This is a genomic window from Candidatus Nitrotoga sp. AM1P, assembly GCF_013168275.1.
In the GTDB taxonomy this organism is placed as follows: domain Bacteria; phylum Pseudomonadota; class Gammaproteobacteria; order Burkholderiales; family Gallionellaceae; genus Nitrotoga.
Genome location: NZ_AP019547.1, coordinates 1,089,642 through 1,107,421, shown reverse-complemented (window position 1 = coordinate 1,107,421; position 17,780 = coordinate 1,089,642). Strand labels below are relative to the sequence as shown.

General features: G+C 47.9%; 17 protein-coding genes and 1 tRNA gene. All 18 read right to left on the bottom strand.

All coding sequences use genetic code 11. The features are described 5' to 3' along the window. Window positions 1-82: 82 nt before the first annotated feature. The 18 genes from W01_RS04905 to tpiA all read right to left on the bottom strand — a co-directional run bounded on the left by W01_RS04905 (window position 83) and on the right by tpiA (window position 17,570). A complete protein-coding gene (locus tag W01_RS04905) occupies window positions 83-931 on the bottom strand; it encodes a tetratricopeptide repeat protein (RefSeq protein WP_198421351.1) in 849 nt (282 codons plus the stop codon). A gap of 253 nt (window positions 932-1,184) precedes the next feature. After that, entirely contained in the window at window positions 1,185-2,636 is a 1,452-nt protein-coding gene (gene nuoN / locus W01_RS04900; protein ID WP_173052588.1) for an NADH-quinone oxidoreductase subunit NuoN, read from the bottom strand. 22 nt (window positions 2,637-2,658) lie between these two features. Further along, window positions 2,659-4,143, bottom strand: coding sequence for an NADH-quinone oxidoreductase subunit M (locus tag W01_RS04895; protein WP_173052586.1), 1,485 nt, complete (start codon window positions 4,141-4,143; stop codon window positions 2,659-2,661). A gap of 30 nt (window positions 4,144-4,173) precedes the next feature. After that, window positions 4,174-6,219: an NADH-quinone oxidoreductase subunit L gene (nuoL, locus tag W01_RS04890; protein ID WP_173052584.1), complete on the bottom strand. Its 2,046-nt coding sequence runs from the start codon at window positions 6,217-6,219 to the stop codon at window positions 4,174-4,176. A gap of 8 nt (window positions 6,220-6,227) precedes the next feature. Next, the gene (gene nuoK / locus W01_RS04885; RefSeq protein ID WP_173052582.1) at window positions 6,228-6,539 is read right to left on the bottom strand and encodes an NADH-quinone oxidoreductase subunit NuoK; all 312 of its coding nucleotides are present in this window, start codon (window positions 6,537-6,539) and stop codon (window positions 6,228-6,230) included. A 152-nt stretch (window positions 6,540-6,691) separates the two neighbouring features. After that, window positions 6,692-7,306, bottom strand: a complete 615-nt coding sequence (locus W01_RS04880; RefSeq protein ID WP_173052580.1) for an NADH-quinone oxidoreductase subunit J — start codon at window positions 7,304-7,306, stop codon at window positions 6,692-6,694. 177 nt (window positions 7,307-7,483) lie between these two features. Next, a complete protein-coding gene (nuoI, locus tag W01_RS04875; protein ID WP_173052578.1) occupies window positions 7,484-7,972 on the bottom strand; it encodes an NADH-quinone oxidoreductase subunit NuoI in 489 nt (162 codons plus the stop codon). Between the two features lie 20 nt (window positions 7,973-7,992). Next, window positions 7,993-9,021 (bottom strand): NADH-quinone oxidoreductase subunit NuoH, encoded by a 1,029-nt coding sequence (nuoH, locus tag W01_RS04870; RefSeq protein ID WP_445082544.1) that lies wholly within the window; start codon window positions 9,019-9,021, stop codon window positions 7,993-7,995. Between the two features lie 8 nt (window positions 9,022-9,029). Then, on the bottom strand, window positions 9,030-11,384 hold the full coding sequence (nuoG, locus tag W01_RS04865; protein ID WP_173052574.1) for an NADH-quinone oxidoreductase subunit NuoG: 2,355 nt from the start codon (window positions 11,382-11,384) through the stop codon (window positions 9,030-9,032). A gap of 14 nt (window positions 11,385-11,398) precedes the next feature. Further along, on the bottom strand, window positions 11,399-12,670 hold the full coding sequence (gene nuoF, locus W01_RS04860; protein WP_173052572.1) for an NADH-quinone oxidoreductase subunit NuoF: 1,272 nt from the start codon (window positions 12,668-12,670) through the stop codon (window positions 11,399-11,401). Next, window positions 12,667-13,146 carry an NADH-quinone oxidoreductase subunit NuoE family protein gene (locus tag W01_RS04855; RefSeq protein ID WP_173055751.1) on the bottom strand — a complete coding sequence of 160 codons (480 nt, stop codon included), beginning with the start codon at window positions 13,144-13,146 and terminating at the stop codon, window positions 12,667-12,669. The genes nuoF and W01_RS04855 overlap by 4 nt, the downstream gene beginning before the upstream one ends. A 103-nt stretch (window positions 13,147-13,249) precedes the next feature. Continuing rightward, the gene (locus tag W01_RS04850) at window positions 13,250-14,503 is read right to left on the bottom strand and encodes an NADH-quinone oxidoreductase subunit D (RefSeq protein ID WP_173052570.1); all 1,254 of its coding nucleotides are present in this window, start codon (window positions 14,501-14,503) and stop codon (window positions 13,250-13,252) included. Window positions 14,504-14,608: 105 nt separating this feature from the next. After that, entirely contained in the window at window positions 14,609-15,250 is a 642-nt protein-coding gene (locus W01_RS04845; protein ID WP_173052568.1) for an NADH-quinone oxidoreductase subunit C, read from the bottom strand. A gap of 172 nt (window positions 15,251-15,422) precedes the next feature. Continuing rightward, window positions 15,423-15,899 (bottom strand): NuoB/complex I 20 kDa subunit family protein, encoded by a 477-nt coding sequence (locus tag W01_RS04840; RefSeq protein ID WP_173052566.1) that lies wholly within the window; start codon window positions 15,897-15,899, stop codon window positions 15,423-15,425. Beyond that, entirely contained in the window at window positions 15,890-16,246 is a 357-nt protein-coding gene (locus W01_RS04835) for an NADH-quinone oxidoreductase subunit A (protein ID WP_173052563.1), read from the bottom strand. The genes W01_RS04840 and W01_RS04835 overlap by 10 nt, the downstream gene beginning before the upstream one ends. 101 nt (window positions 16,247-16,347) lie before the next feature. Continuing rightward, window positions 16,348-16,432, bottom strand: a tRNA-Leu gene (locus W01_RS04830). 9 nt (window positions 16,433-16,441) lie between these two features. Beyond that, window positions 16,442-16,792, bottom strand: a complete 351-nt coding sequence (gene secG, locus W01_RS04825; protein ID WP_173052561.1) for a preprotein translocase subunit SecG — start codon at window positions 16,790-16,792, stop codon at window positions 16,442-16,444. Between the two features lie 22 nt (window positions 16,793-16,814). Beyond that, on the bottom strand, window positions 16,815-17,570 hold the full coding sequence (tpiA, locus tag W01_RS04820; protein ID WP_173052559.1) for a triose-phosphate isomerase: 756 nt from the start codon (window positions 17,568-17,570) through the stop codon (window positions 16,815-16,817). Window positions 17,571-17,780 lie beyond the last annotated feature (210 nt).

The following is a 17,780-nucleotide window of genomic DNA, read 5'->3' as shown; positions in this document are numbered from 1 at the left end:
CGCTTGATTGCTTACTTATCCAGTATGGGGAAACAGATCCTGTAGCATAAACCAATTCCGTTACACAAAATTCAGGACACACTTACGTGTTGAGTAAGAATTGTGCTTTGGCATGTCCTTGACTAGCCGCTTTTTGAAGCCATTCAATGGCTTTTGCAGCGTCTTTGGGTACGCCTTCACCATCCCGATACATCACGCCTAGAGTGTATTGTGCTTCGGGATGTTGTTGAGCAGCCGATTTCTGGAGCCATTCAATGGCTTTAACAGGATCCTTTGGTACGCCTTCACCATTTCGATACATCACGCCTAGATTGTATTGTGCTTCGGCATGTTGCTGAGCAGCTGCTTTCTGAAACCACTCAAAAGTTTTGGCAGCATCCTTAGTAACCCCTTCGCCATTGGAATACACCCAGCCAAGGTTATATTGCGCTTCAATATGCCCTTGAGCCGCCGCCTTCTGATACCACTCTATTGCTTTCGTAACATCCTTGGTGACGCCTTCGCCATAGGAATATATTATTCCAAGGAAGAATTGCGCTTCAGCATGTCCTTGAGTAGCCGCTTGCTGGAACCACTCAATAGCTTTAGCAGAATCCTTGGGTATTCCTTCCCCTTTTGCATACATCACGCCGAGGAAAAATTGCGCTTCGACGTGCCCCTGAGCAGCTGCTTTCTGAAACCACTCAAAACTCTTGGCAGCATCCTTGGGCACGCCTTCACCCTTGGAATATATCCAACCTAAATTGTATTGCGCCTCAGCAACTCCCTGAGCAGCAGATTTCTGTAACAACAGAAACTCATCTTTTGGCGTTAATTCTTTTTTCTGCACAGAAGGCGTAGCAGCTTTTTTCTTATTGCCAGCCGCCTGCGTTTCAGAATTAGCAAATATTAGCAATAATGTAGCAAGCAAAGGAATCGTGATGACGTTCACTGGATGTTCACCTTGGTAAACCCTGTTTGTTTGTTTAATTTATTGTATTTAATTTTTTAATTAAGTACATATCTGATTAAATCGCTTCTTGGAGATGACAAATACTCAAACTTCAAGATAAATGGGTCAATTGTCCGAGGGTCGGCAATTTTACACAATGATAACGGATGGGTTTGTACTTGCGCTGGAAACCAGCAACCGGCACAAGCGGGGATAACGTACCAATTTTTTATTTTTGATATTGTAGATATGCTTAATGCAACATCAATGATTTCTGCACTGCCACTGCGCATACTGTTATCAATGCGCTGGGCATCATACCCAAGGCCAATATCGCCAGCCCGTTAATGGAAATCAGCAGGCCGTTGTCAGGCTGGATGGAAATCGGGAGATGAGTTTCTGGGGCATCGAAATACATTAATTTGACAATACGCAAATAATAAAATGCGCCTATTAACGAGAACAGCACCGCTATCACAGCAAGAGGAACATACCCGGCGCCCACTACTGCCTGTAGAACAGAAAGTTTGGCGTAGAAGCCTGCCGTTGGGGGTACCCCTGCCATAGAGAACATTAGTATAAGCATCATGAAAGCGAGCCATGGGCTGCGCTGGTTAAGTCCCTTAAAGTCGTTGAGCATGTCCGCCTCGAAACCTTCACGCGATAGCAGCATGATCATACCAAAACCACCAAGGCTCATTAACACATAAATCACTACGTAGAACATGGCGGAACTGTAACCATCAATGCCGCCACTCAATACGCCTAGCAAAAAAAAGCCCATATGCGCGATCGTGGAGTAAGCCAGCATGCGTTTAAGGTTAGTCTGTGCAATAGCGGTAATGTTGCCAATAGCCATAGACAGCACAGCGAGGATAGCCAGCATACCGGACCAGTGCATCACCAGCGGCTGTAAGCCGTCCACTAAAATTCGCATAACGAAAGCGAAGACGGCTAGCTTGGGCGCGGAGCCGATCAGCATGGTTACAGCAGTTGGTGCGCCGTGGTAAACGTCCGGCACCCACATATGAAATGGAACGGCGCCAAGCTTGAAAGCTAGGCCCGCCACAATGAATACCAAGCCGAACACGAGCAGTGCCTTGTTTTCCACACCGTGCGTGATGGCATCGGAGATCGCCGTAACGCCAAGTGTGCCGGTAGCGCCATATAACATGGACATTCCGTACAATAGCAAGCCGGAAGCAAGTGCGCCTAAAATGAAATATTTCATCGCTGCTTCAGTGGCAATGGCGGAGTCGCGTTGCAGCGCAACCATCGCGTACAGGCTGAGCGATAGCAATTCCAGCCCAATGTACAGAGTAAGGAAGTGAGTAGCGGAAATCATCACCATCATGCCGAGCAGGGCGAATAATGTCAGCACCATGAACTCGCCCGTGAATAGTCCACGTAATATCAAATAGCTACGTGAATATACCAGCACCATGGATACAGTAAGATAGCTTAATAGTTTGAGTACATCGGACATTAAGTCGTCCACGAACATATTATTGAAAAGGTGAACCACGCCGGGTTCATGGGTTATCACGGTAATCAGTGCGCAACTTAGAAGGGTCAGTTGCACTAATATGTAGGTCAGCGTTTTATGCGGGTGGGTGACAAACAGATCCACGATCAGGATCGAACTCGCCATCACCAGCAGAAAAATTTCTGCGTAGGCGGAGGATAGGGTGGACAAGTAACTCATAAATTCCTCGGTGGGTGATAGCTTATAACTTGGAGCGGGCAATATGGACCAGCAAGTCGTTTACGGATGCGTGCATGATTTCGGTGAATGGTAATGGATACAGGCCCATGCCCAGCACGGTCAGTGCCAAAATAACGAACATCAGCTTTTCGCGCAAATTAATGTCGGTTAATTGTGCTACGTGCTGGTTGGTCACCGCGCCGAAGATCACTCGTTTTATCATCCACAGCGTGTAGGCTGCGCCGAAAATCAGTATGCTAGCGGCAGCGAAGGCGTACCAGAAATTAACTTTGACCGTACCCATTATCACCATGAATTCACCGACAAAACCGCTGGTGCCGGGTAGTCCGACATTTGCCATGGCAAATAGTATAAAGAATGCGGCGAACACTGGCATTTTGTTGGCCACGCCGCCATAGTCGGCGATATTGCGTGTATGCATGCGGTCATACAACACACCTATACACAGAAATAGCGCACCTGATATAAAGCCATGCGAAATCATCTGTAATAGCGCGCCCTCCATGCCGTAGGCATTAAAAATAAAAAAACCCAACGTAACGAAACCCATATGCGAGATAGAGGAGTACGCCACCAGTTTTTTCATGTCGGTTTGGGTCAATGCAACCAGACTAATATATACCACTGCGATCAGCGACAGCGCGATCATCACGCCAGCAAGGTAGTGGCTGGCATCCGGCACGATAGGCATGGAAAAGCGAATAAAGCCATACGCTCCGACTTTCAGCAGGATCGCCGCCAGCACCACAGAGCCACCGGTAGGCGCTTCTACGTGGGCATCGGGCAACCAAGTATGCACCGGGAACATGGGTACTTTTACCGAGAATGCCATAAAGAAGGCAATAAATATTAGTATCTGCGCAGTCATCGGGATAGCCATCTGGTGATAATCGAGAATCGCGAAGCTACCACCGGACTGGATGTATAGGTATAGCAGTGCAATCAGCATTAGTACCGAACCGAAAAAGGTATACAGAAAAAACTTGACCGCTGCATAAACGCGATTAGAGCCGCCCCATACACCAATAATGATGAACATCGGGATTAGCATGGCTTCCCAGAACACATAGAACAGCACCGCGTCGAGCGAGACAAATACGCCATTGACCAAGCCGGACATGATGAGAAATGCAGCAAGGTATTGTGCTACACGCTTATCGATTACTTTCCAGCCAGCGATTACAACCAGCGGGGTAAAGAAACTGTTAAGCAGGACGAACAGCACCGAAATGCCGTCTACGCCGAGGTGATAGTGGATGTTGAAATGGGTAATCCAGTTATGCAATTCCACGAACTGCATGGCACTGGTCATCTTGTCAAAACCAACATACAGCGGAATAGTAACCAGAAAGCCAAGAATTGAACCAACAAGTGCAATGACACGCGCTAACGGTGCATTGCGATCGTTGCCAGTGGCTAGAACCAGCATACCAAAAATAATGGGCAGCCAGATGGCAACGCTTAATAGGGGAAATCCAAAAATCATGCTTATTCCTTCAGTTTCTCGCTGTGCGTATTATTCGAACCAAGTGCGTATCGTAAGCAGCAGAAACACGCCGATAATCATGGAAAACGCATAGTGGTAAATGTAACCAGTCTGAATGTGACGCAATACGTTGGAGAACATGCCGACCAAACGCGCAGTGCCGTTTACCATTAGGCCATCAATCAGTTTTATATCGCCAAATTTCCATAAGAGGCCACTCGCCTTGCGGGCACCAGAGGCAAAGAACCAATCATTAAAACGGTCAAAATAATACTTGTTGTCCAGCACTGTATAGATGAAACTAAATTTTTGTTTGATCGCTTCAGGAATACTCGGAATTTTCAGGTAAAAAACCCACGCCATCAATACCCCGGCCATTGCCAGCCAAAATGGTAAAGAAGATAGCCCATGTATTGTCATGGCCCAAGCGCTGTGGAACTCGTGTCTCAGTTCTTCCATGGACGGGTGCAACTCGTGGTTGATAAAAATTGCCCCCTTGAAATAGTCGCCAAACAACATCGGCTCGACAGCAAGGTAACCAATGATCACAGAAGGGATCGCGAGTAACACCAAAGGTATCCAGACTACCCATGAGGTTTCGTGTGGCTTCTGGCCTGGAGCTAAACCATGATGATCGTCGTGTGCAACATGGATGTCAGCATGGTCGTCGTGAGACGTATTTTGAGAGCCATGTGCAACAGAATGAGCTTTGCCAAATTGCTCTTCGCCATGAAACACCAAGAAATACAAGCGGAACGAATAGAAGGCAGTCACGAAAACACCGGCCACCACTGCAAAATAGGCAAAACCGGACCCGGGAAGATGCGATAACGCCACCGCTTCGATGATGCTGTCTTTGGAATAGAAACCGGATAGGAACGGCGTGCCAATTAACGCCAAGGAGCCGATCAGAAAGGTGAACCAAGTGATCGGCATATATTTACGCAAGCCCCCCATCTGGCGGATGTCTTGAATATGATGCATGGCGATAATCACCGAACCAGCGGCAAGGAAAAGCAAGGCTTTGAAAAAAGCGTGGGTCATTAGATGAAAAATCGCTACTGAATAAGCAGAGGCACCCAGTGCTACCGTCATGTAGCCTAGTTGAGACAACGTGGAATAGGCCACTACACGCTTAATATCGTTCTGGATAATACCGAGAAAGCCCATGAACAGCGCAGTAATAGCACCGACCACCATAACAAAGGATAACGCTGTGTCGGATAGTTCAAACAGCGGTGACATGCGTGCCACCATAAAGATTCCGGCAGTTACCATCGTCGCAGCGTGGATCAGTGCGGAAATTGGAGTGGGGCCCTCCATCGAGTCCGGTAGCCAGACGTGCAGTGGAAATTGCGCGGATTTACCCATCGCACCAATGAACAGCAGGATACAGATCGCGCTAATTACATTCCACGATACACCAGGGATTGGCGCTATATCGTTGGCGTAAAGGTGTGAGCTGGCAAATACTGAAGCATAATCCAGTGTGCCAAATACCATCAGTACCAAGCCGATGCCGAGTAAAAAACCGAAATCTCCTACACGGTTGACTAAGAAAGCCTTAAGGTTGGCGTAAGTTGCCGTAGGGCGTGTATACCAAAAACCAATTAATAAATAAGAGACTAAACCGACCGCTTCCCAGCCAAAAAATAGCTGGAGAAAGTTATTGGCCATTACCAGCATTAGCATGGAAAAGGTAAATAGCGAAATATAACTAAAGAAGCGTTGATAGCCAGCATCGTCAACCATATAACCTATAGTATAAATATGCACCATCAAAGACACAAAAGTTACCACCAACATCATCATTACGGTCAGGCGGTCAATCAGGAAACCAACCTCGAACCGCGTATCACCCGCAGTCAGCCATTGATAAACTGTGCCGTTGAATGTATGTCCTGCCATGACATCCTGAAAAATTAGCAGTGAGGCACTAAAAGACACAGCCACCAGCAGAATAGTAATGCGATGCGTCCATGTCCGCCCCAGTAGTTTGCCAAACAGTCCGGCGATTATTGCACCAACTAAGGGAGCCAAAGGAACCAGCAAATACAGATTTTCCATAGTACTCATTTGCGCTGTTAGCCTTTCAAGCTGCCGAGATCATCTACGTTGATGGTACGCAGATTACGAAATAACACTATCAGAATCGCTAAGCCGATGGCTGCTTCAGCGGCAGCTACGGTGAGGATAAAGAATACGAATATTTGCCCAGATATGTCATTCAGATAATGTGAGAAGGCGATAAAATTTGTATTTACTGCGAGCAACATCAATTCAATCGACATTAACAGTACGATGATATTTTTCCGATTTAGAAAAATGCCCACCACGCCAATAGCAAACAAGATTGCTCCGAATACTAAATAATGCGACAAACTCAAGTTCAACATATACTTTCCTTATTGAATCTTCATGTAATCATGACAGATGCCGCTACACTGCGATCAGTCATCCAAGGCGATTAATAATTCAACAACACCTTTTGTAAAAAAACACTAGATTCATACCTCTGTAGCAATGATGCAGAGGTATATATCACCCACTACTGCGCGCTGTCCTCTTTACCTTCTGTCACCATCGATACAATACGAAGGCGGTCTGCTTTCTTCACCAACACCTGCTTATTCGGTTCCTGCGATTTAGCATCTTTACGACGGCGCAAGGTGAGTGCGATGGCAGCTACAATCGCTACTAAAAGAAGTACAGCCGCTAGTTCAAATGGGTACACATAATCGGTGTAAATCAAACGTCCAAGTTCTTTGGTGTTACTGTAATTGGCAGCGTGCTTGATCATTTTTGCACCAGTTTCAGCCGTTTGGCGGTTGCCCAGTACCCATATCATCTGAAATACCATGACGACAGCCAGCATTGCACCGAACGGAAACCAGCGCCAGAAACCTTCGCGCAATTGCTCCAGATTGATGTCCAACATCATTACCACAAACAGGAAAAGCACCATCACCGCGCCGACGTACACTAGAACAAGGGTAATAGCTAGGAATTCTGCCTCCAGTAATATCCAGATGCCAGCCGAGCTACAAAAAGCCAACACCAAGAACAACGCAGCATGTACCGGGTTGCGTGCAGTAATTACGCGCAGTGCGGCAAACACGGTAATTGCGGCAAACATATAAAAAACTAATGTATTAAAACTCATCAACATATTCTCAAACCCTTAACTGTGTTTGGAACCATGAAGGTCACCTATATAAATCATTGAAGTGAGCATTCCGTCTATGAAAAGCCAATTCAACGCAGGCTTCAGGAGTATCATTTTAAAATAACGAGCTGGATACATATCTTCATAGGAATGACAGTGATTTTAAAGATGTTCTTAACGGTACTTTGCGTCTAACGCCTTATCCTTGGCAATTTGTTCTTCATGTTTTTCGCCCACTGCCAGTAACATTGGTTTGGTGTAGTACAGGTCGCCGCGTTTCTCACCGTGGTATTCCAGAATGCGAGTTTCTACAATGGCATCCACCGGGCAAGCTTCTTCGCATAGACCGCAAAAAATACACTTGACCAAATCAATGTCATAGCGTGTGGTACGGCGTGTACCATCAGTGCGCTCTTCGGTTTCAATATGGATAGCCAGCGCCGGACATACCGCTTCGCATAATTTGCAGCCGATACAGCGTTCTTCATCATTAGCATAGCGACGTAGCGCATGCAGGCCACGAAAACGAAAACCTTGTGGTGTTTTTTCTTCGGGAAATTGCACTGTGATTTTGCGTGCGAAAAAATGTCGCCCGGTCAAGGCCATGCCTTTCACTAGTTCCAGTAATAGGAAAGTTTTGAAGAAATTTGCGATTTTTTCCATTTATTTTATATCCTTGGCTGTTACCATAGCCAATAGGGAGTTTGCATCCAAGCACCAATGACTACTACCCAGACCAGCGTGAGAGGAATAAATACCTTCCAACCTAAGCGCATCAATTGGTCATAGCGATAGCGTGGGAAGGTGGCACGGAACCATAAAAACAGAAACAGCACAAAGGACGTTTTGGCTAGTAGCCAGAATATTCCCGGTAGTAAATTAAATGGGGCAATGTCAAATGGAGGTAACCAACCGCCCAAGAACATAATCGCGGTGAGTATGGCAATCAAAATCATGTTTGCGTATTCAGCCAGGAAAAATAGCGCAAACGCCATACCGGAATATTCTACGTGGAAGCCGGCTACAATTTCAGATTCTCCTTCGGCCATGTCGAAGGGCGCACGATTAGTCTCTGCTACACCGGAGATAAAGTACACCACGAACATCGGGAACAACGGGATGAAATACCAGCCGAATAACCCCGTGCTGCTTTTTTGACCCAGTACTATGTCACCTAAATTCATGCTCTGCGAGACCATTAGCACACATACCAAGGCAAAACCCATGGGGATTTCGTAGGACACAATTTGTGCGGCCGAGCGTAACGAACCTATGAAGGCATATTTAGAGTTTGATGCCCACCCCGCGATGATTATGCCGTACACGCCAAGTGATGTCATCGCCAGGATATAGAGTAAACCAGCATTGATGTCGGCCAGCACCATGCCATCGGCGAACGGGACAACGGCCCAAGCCGCCAAAGCAGGCGTCAGCGCAAGGACGGGTGCGATTACGAACAGAAATTTATTCGACCCAGACGGGATGATAATTTCTTTGAGCAGCAGTTTAAGGCCGTCGGCGAGCGGTTGTAGCAGTCCAAAATAGCCGACCCGATTAGGACCGATGCGTACCTGCATGTAGCCAATTACCTTGCGTTCTGCCAGAGTCAGATAGGCCACAGTCAGCATGATGGGCACAACGATGACCAGAATTTTGACCACTGTCCAGATCGGAAGCCAAGCGACACCAAGCAGGTTTTGCAAGTACTGCAGCAGTTCTGTCATGCGCGATTCACCATAATATCTCCAAACATTGCGCCCAGTTCTGCCATGACGGCATGGCCCGCGGCCACGCGCACAATACCATGGGGTAAGCTGTCGTCTGCGATTACAGATAGCCGCGCACTGCCATGTCCTTGCGTTAACTTGACCATTTCACCGGATCGCAGGTTGAGCTTTTCCAGTTCCACGCTATGCATTAGCGCATGCGGAGTGGCAGCATCGCGGGTTTTTTGTAGCGAAGCGGCGCGGCGCACAATGGCATCAGTAGCATAGATCGGCACATCGCTGACGCGCTGTAACCCAGCGACATTCCAAGTTGCAGCTTGCGCCGATATACCATGCAAGACGTTGCCAAGTTTGGCAGACAGGTCTGTGCCGCTCAGAACTTCATCGCGGACAGCTTCGCTGTTGTTGTAATCAAAATCAGATAGATTCAGCAGGTTTCCCAAGACGCGGAGAACCTTCCATGCTGGACGCGCCTCGCCTAAGGGCTGGACTGTACCCTTGAAGCTTTGCGCACGCCCTTCGGAACTGACAAAAGTCCCGGAGGTTTCAGTAAATGGAGCAATCGGCAACAACACATCGGCGTACTCGACAGCATGGTGTTTGTAAGCGCTCAACGCCACAACCATGTCTGAGGCACGCATTGCAGCTAATGCCTGTTGGGGGTTCTGCGTATCCAGTTCTACTTCGACATTAAGCAAGATATAAGCCTTGCGCGGCGCGGTTAGCATAGTAGAGGCATTCATGCCTTGTGCAGTACCGGTGAAAGGCACCGCTTGCGCCAAATACCCACCCACACTGTTGGCTGCTTCGCCGAAGAAGCCAAACGTTGCTCCGCAGAGCGCGGCAATGTGCTGTGCCAGCAGTTGCAGTTGTGAGGCTTGGGGATGCTGCTGTGCGAAGTTGCCGAGCAAAATGGCAACACGCTCACCGCTGGCAAGACTATCAGCCATTGCCTGCGCGCTGGCTGACGGCGTTACAGACTGTATGACTTGTTGTAGGCTAGTATCCAGAGTCGCTTGCTTGGCTATGGCTAGCGCCTTTAACACTTGCGCCAATACCGTAGTCATTTCGGTTGGTGGAACTATCTCCTTGTTGGCGAGCGGCATGAGCAGATCGTCATCGGCAGCATGTATCAGATTAACTTGCGCGCCCTTTTTCGTTGCCTGACGCACGCGTGACGCCAGTAGCGGGTGGTCTTTGCGCAAGAAACTGCCTACTAACAGGAAGCGGTCAACATAATTAATATCTGCCACTGCCATACCTAGCCAAGGTGCACCGGCCTGCTTGCCGTCGGCGCTGAAATCAGACTGTCGCAGACGGAAATCCACGTTATTGCTGCCTAAGCCGCGCACCAGTTTCTGCAATAAATAGAGTTCTTCCAGCGTGGAATGTGGCGTAGCTAATGCGCCTATGTATTCTGCACCCGCCTCATGAGCAATTTGACGCAGCCCGTTAGCCACATACTCCAGCGCGACTTGCCACTCTACTTCCAGCCATTTTCCGCCCTGCTTGATCATCGGTTTGGTAAGACGTTCAGCCGAGTTCAACCCTTCGTAGCTAAAGCGATCTTTATCGGACAGCCAGCATTCATTGATATCTTCATTTTCAATTGGCAGTACACGCATCACGTGGTTGTTTTTGACCTGCACCGCCAGGTTAGAACCTAAGCTATCATGCGGACTAATAGATTTACGGCGCGATAGCTCCCAAGTGCGGGCACTATAGCGGAATGGTTTGCTGGTAAGCGCGCCGACCGGGCAGAGGTCTATCATATTACCGGACAGTTCGGAATCTACCGTGTCGGACATGAAAGCCATAATTTCCGCATGTTCACCTCGGAAAGCTTGTCCCAGTTCCATCGCACCACCAATTTCGATGCCGAAACGCACGCAACGGGTACAGTTGATACAGCGACTCATTTCTTCCGCAGCTACCAAGGGTCCAATATCCTTGTGCAACACGACGCGTTTCTCTTCGTTGTAACGCGAGGCGCTGCCACCATAGCCGACTGCTAAATCCTGTAACTCGCATTCCCCGCCCTGATCACATATCGGGCAATCCAATGGGTGATTGATCAGTAAAAATTCCATTACACCTTTTTGCGCTTTCACCGCTTGTTCGGAGGCAGTAAAAACTTTCATGCCTTCGGCCACTGGCGTGGCACAAGCGGGTAGCGGCTTAGGCGCCTTTTCTATTTGCACCAAACACATGCGACAATTAGCCGCGATGGATAATTTCTTGTGGTAGCAAAAGTGGGGAATATAAATACCCAATCGATCTGCTGCATCGATCACAGAGCATCCGTTTTCGACTTCAATGTGCTTGCCGTCAATTTCAATGTTGATCATTGCTCACCTAACCGTCAGTCTTGCACCAAACAACGTTTGTGTTCGATGTGATATTCAAACTCGCTACGGAAATGCTTAAGGAAGCCCTGCACTGGCCAAGCGGCAGCATCGCCAAGCGCGCAAATAGTGCGGCCTGCAATGTTCTCGCACAGGTCAAGCAAAAGATCTAGATCTTCCGGACGTCCTTCCCCTTTTTCGATACGGTTTATGATTCGGTATAACCAGCCAGTGCCTTCACGGCATGGCGTGCATTGACCACATGATTCTTCAAAATAAAAATAGGACAGGCGCTCCAGTGCGCGCACCATACAGGTTGTGTCGTCCATGATGATAATCGCACCTGTGCCTAGCATAGAACCCGCCTTGGCGACGGAATCATAGTCCATGTCGAGATCCATCATAATTTCGCCAGGTAAAACTGGCATGGAAGATCCACCGGGTATACAGGCCTTTAACTTACGGTTGCCACGCATGCCCCCGGCCATTTGCAGCAATGTTTTGAATGGTGTTCCGAGCGGAACCTCAAAATTTCCTGGCTTGTTAACGTGACCGGAAATGGAAAATAATTTAATTCCGCCATTGTTCGGCCTGCCCAGCTCAAGGAATTGTTGTCCGCCGTTAATAATAATGTAAGGAATGCTGGCGAAGGTTTCGGTGTTGTTTATGGTGGTCGGCTTGCCATACAAACCAAAACTTGCCGGGAACGGTGGCTTGAAGCGCGGCTGACCTTTTTTGCCTTCAAGGGATTCGAGCAAAGCCGTTTCTTCGCCACAAATATAAGCACCATAGCCCAGATGATTATGCAGGTCGAAACTGAAATCGCTGCCAAATATATTGTTACCTAGATAGCCCGCCGTACGGGCTTCTTCACCCGCTGCTTCCATGCGTTCATAGGCCTCGAAAATTTCGCCGTGTACATAGTTGTAGCCTACCTTGACTCCCATGGCATAGGCGGCGATAGCCATGCCTTCGATGAGAATGTGCGGGTTGTAGCGCAGAATGTCTCTGTCCTTGAAGGTACCTGGCTCGCCCTCATCAGAATTGCATACCAGATATTTATCGCCCTGGTAGTTGCGCGGCATAAAGCTCCATTTCAGGCCAGTAGGAAAACCAGCCCCTCCACGACCACGCAAGCCGGAACTCTTGACTTCGGCGATGATAGACTCGGGCGTCATCTTTTCCGCCAGTATTTTGCGCAGCGCCTGGTAGCCACCCACTTTGAGGTAATTTTCCAGCGTCCATGGCTGGTCAAAATGCATGGTATTAAGAAGAATGGGGGTGCTCATTCCTTATCCAATTCCGCCAAAATTTGATCGATCTTTTCCTTAGTGAGATGACCGCACGTCTTTTTGTTGTTGATCATAAATAGCGGTGCTTCATCACAGACGTTCTGGCATTCGCCTTCACGCAGACCGAACTTACCGTCAGCTGTCACTTCGCCAACTCCGATTCCGAGCTTGTTCTTAATATAATTTAATGTTTCCGTGGCGCCCACTAATTGGCAGGACAGATTAGTACACACTGTAAGTGTGTGCCGTCCCATGGGCTTCAGGTTATACATGTTATAGAAAGTCGCCACCTCATACACACTCATCTGAGGCATGTCGAGATAGGCCGCAACATCGGCCATGTCGTCGGTGTTTATCCAGCCCTTTTCATCTTGCACGAAACGCAATGCAGACATAACTGCAGACTGCTTCCGGTCGGGCGGATACTTTTTCAGCTCACGATCTGTTTTTGCTCGAACTTGCTCGGATAGCATCAAAGAACCTCTAAAAATACCGTTGTCACAATAAAAGCGAAGATTTGGCTTTTTGATTGAACGTTCACGGAAATGACGAATTCAGAATTATTAAAGGTATTCATCAGCGATCAACTTCTCCAAAAACTATATCTTGCGTACCAATAATCGCTACTACATCGGCAATCATATGACCACGCACCATTTCATCCAGCGCAGCAATATGGGCAAAACCGGGAGCACGAATTTTCAGGCGATAAGGCTTGTTCGCCCCATCGGAAATTATGTATATACCAAACTCACCTTTAGGATGTTCTACTGCCGCATAAGCCTCGCCGGACGGAACATGCATACCCTCAGTAAACAGCTTGAAATGGTGGATCAACTCTTCCATATTCTGCTTCATCGATTCGCGTTTGGGAGGCGCGACTTTGAAATTATTTACTATCACCGGACCGGGATTCTGACGTAACCAGTTAATGCATTGCTTGATAATACGGTTTGACTGGCGCATCTCTTCTACACGCACCAGATAACGGTCATAGCAATCACCTTCGACTCCCACAGGAATATCGAAATCGAGGCGGTTATATACTTCGTAAGGTTGTTTTTTGCGCAAGTCCCAAACAATACCGGAACCGCGTAGCATGGGGCCGCTGAAGCCGAGCGCTAGCGCGCGTTCCGGAGTGACCACACCGATGCCGACGGTACGTTGTTTCCAGATTCGGTTGTCAGTCAGCAAAGTCTCGTATTCATCAACACAGGTGGGAAAACGATTGGTAAAGTCTTCCATAAAATCAAGCAAGGAACCTTCACGGTTCTCGTTCATCTTTTTTACAGCTTTGGCATTGTGAATCTTGGATGCCTGATACATGGGCATTGAATCAGGTAAATCTCGATAAACCCCGCCTGGACGGTAATAGGCTGCATGCAACCGTGCGCCAGATACCGCCTCGTATACGTCCATCAGGTCTTCGCGCTCACGGAAAGCATATAAAAACACGGTCATTGCACCAATATCCAGTGCATGTGCTCCAAGCCACAACAGATGATTCATTACTCGGGTAATTTCGTCGAACATGACCCGAATATACTGTGCCCTCAGTGGCACTTCGAGAGCAAGCAGTTTTTCGATGGCCATGACGTAGGCATGCTCGTTGCACATCATCGACACGTAGTCGAGGCGATCCATATAAGGGAGCGATTGCAGATACGTTTTATGCTCAGCCAGTTTTTCAGTACCGCGGTGAAGCAAGCCAATATGCGGATCCGCCCGTTCAATTACTTCACCGTCCAGTTCCAGAACCAGGCGCAACACGCCGTGTGCGGATGGGTGCTGCGGCCCAAAGTTCATGGTGTAATTTTTTATTTCAGCCATGATAAAAGCCTTCGCCCCTGTTGCCTAAAAAAGAAGAGGGGTACAAAATTTCGAGGGGAGTCGTTATTTGCGTGCCCGTGCCTACGTCGTTCAAGGTTCTGGCTTTCATTTTAAACCCCCGTAATGTTCTTCACGAATGATGCGAGGAACGAGTTCACGGGGTTCAATCGACACCGGTTGATATATTACGCGCTGCTGCTCAGGGTCGTAGCGCATCTCGACATGGCCTGATAATGGGAAATCCTTGCGGAAAGGGTTGCCAACAAAACCGTAATCAGTGAGCAGGCGACGTAAATCAGGATGATCAGTAAACACAATGCCGTACAAATCAAATGCCTCGCGCTCATACCAGTTGGCACACGGCCAAATGTTCACTACGGAACTCAGGATTGGTAGATCATCGTCTTCAGCAAATACGCGCATGCGTAAGCGGATGTTATGGGTTAACGACAACAGATGGTAGACCACTGCAAATCGAGAAGGATAGGCATCAGGAGCAATATCAGATTTTAGATAGGCACCGCCTTCACAAATGTCACTCCCATAAGTACAGTAATCCACCCCGCACAGATCTATCATCTGTTCGAAACGCAGATCGGGATCGTCGCGCAAGCGTGTCAGCACTTCCAGCATGTCAATGTCACTCACGACTAAAGTCAACTCGCCCAGCATATTTTCCAAGCTCACTATTTGATTAGCGAAGATCGTGGTCAAGTTAGTAGTCAGGAGGGTTAAATTAGCAGCCATGTTTTACACCGGTGTCATGTGAATCAATTTTACGATGGCATTTTTTGAGTTCATGAGCAAGTCACGTAGATCAAAGCATGATATGTCCGCGCACTTCAGATGACAGACATCGCTCTCATTTGAACGGAGACCAATAGCATTAAATTTTTTATCATGAATATTGCACATAAATTTAGCGCGCAATTGTATTAGTTCGTTTAATTTTGTTTTGCAATTGAATAATGCCATACAACAGTGCCTCAGCAGTTGGCGGGCAACCTGGCACATACACATCCACTGGCACGATGCGGTCACAACCTCGAACGACTGAATAGGAATAATGGTAGTAGCCGCCGCCATTAGCGCAAGATCCCATCGAGATTACCCAACGTGGTTCAGCCATTTGGTCATATACTTTGCGTAGCGCCGGCGCCATCTTGTTGCACAGTGTGCCAGCTACCACCATCACGTCTGACTGGCGCGGGCTGGGACGAAACGTTATGCCAAAGCGATCGAGATCATAACGTGAAGCGCCTGCCTGCATCATTTCTACTGCGCAGCATGCCAAGCCAAAAGTCATTGGCCATAGCGAACCCGTGCGAGCATAATTAATCAATACGTCCAATGATGTGGTAACGATGCCTTTTTCCAGAGCGCCTTCTATTCCCATTCCAAAGCCCCTCTTTTCCACTCGTAAATAAATCCGACCACGAGGATAGCCAAGAAAATTAACATAGAAATATACCCAAACAAGCCGATTTCCTTCAGTACCACTGCCCAAGGAAATAAGAATGCGATTTCTAGATCGAACAAGATAAATAAGATGGCAACGAGGTAATAACGCACGTCGAATTTCATCCGCGCGTCTTCAAAAGCCCCAAAACCGCACTCATAAGGCGAGAGCTTTGCATTGTCCGGGCGATTAGGCGCAGCCAGCCAGCCTAACAGCAGCGGCGCCACGCCCATCGCCAGTGCAACGAATATGAACAACAAGATCGGAAAATAATTTTCCAACATCTGAGCCTCCCCCTCATCCATTTGGCGCCTTGTAAATCTGACGCACGGAATGCATTTCTAGTTTAATTAACCAGAGCCCAGAAAACTTTGGCTTAAATATTTGGTGCCGATGAGCAGACTCGAACTGCTACAGCTTTCGCCACTAGCCCCTCAAGCTAGCGTGTCTACCAATTTCACCACATCGGCATAGTTTTATTATTTTGGTATTTCTTGCGACTTTGAACCCGTTGCATCGCCAGGTGTTGAAGCGGGTGCCGGTGGTGTCTGCACCGACTTTGATACTTCGTGCTTGTCCATTACACCATGAGATTGCGATGGGTTAGCATAAATATAAGTTAGTGACATACTGGTAATAAAAAATATTCCCGTAGCCACCGCTGTACTACGGCTCAGAAAATTGGCTGAGCCACTTGAGCCAAACACACTTCCAGCTGAACCTGTACCAAAGGCAGCTCCCATATCAGCCCCTTTGCCATGCTGCATCAGCACCAGACCAACCAGTACTATCGCAGTTATTACATGTATAACCCAAACGAAAATTTCCACGTGCTACTCCAAAAGATCGAATTTATTTTTGCCCAGCGTTGCAAATAGCCAAGAAATCTTCAGCAATCAACGATGCACCACCGATCAGCCCACCATTAATGTCCGGCATGACGAACAGTTCGGCTGCGTTGGAGGCATTAACACTACCCCCATAAAGTATACACAAAGCTTGACCAAACTCCTCATCAAAACCGGCGATACGTTTACGTATAAAAGCATGTACCTCTTGTGCCTGTTCTGGTGTAGCAGTCTTGCCAGTACCGATAGCCCAGACCGGCTCATAGGCAATGACCGCTGTACGGAACGACTGTATCCCTCGCAGCTTGATAACTTCGGCCAGCTGTTCTGCTACCACTGCCTCTGTCGTACCGGCTTCACGCTGCTCCAAAGTTTCGCCAACACAAAGGATGGGCAACAACTCTGCCTTCTGAACCGCGGCGAACTTTTCCGCTACCAGCTGACTGCTTTCACCGTACAGGTTGCGCCGTTCGGAATGTCCAACGATCACATAATCGCAGCCAAAATCACGTAACATAGAAACCCCCACCTCGCCAGTGTAGGCTCCCTTATTGGCTTGATGTGCATTCTGCGCCCCCCATTTTATGGGAGTGTTATGCAGCAACGATTGCGTTTGTGCAAGATAGGGAAAAGGCACACACACTGCGCAATCTACCCCCGACATTTGCGCTACGCCATTTGCCACCTCTTTCAACAAAGCTTCATTTTTGGTCAGCGCGCCATTCATCTTCCAATTGCCGACAATGAATTTGCGTTGCATTTTAACTGAGCCTTTCAAAACAACGAAGGCGGCTATGCTACCCGTGAAAATACAAACGGTCAATCTCACCACGACTCTTACAACATAGCGTGAGAGAGATACCTTGTTAATCCTTCAGTTGCAATGGCTATAACCCTAGCGCGCGGTGCTACCCGGGCTTGTAGATAATATATTAATCAGAATGCTACAGAAAATTCTGCTGCTAAGATT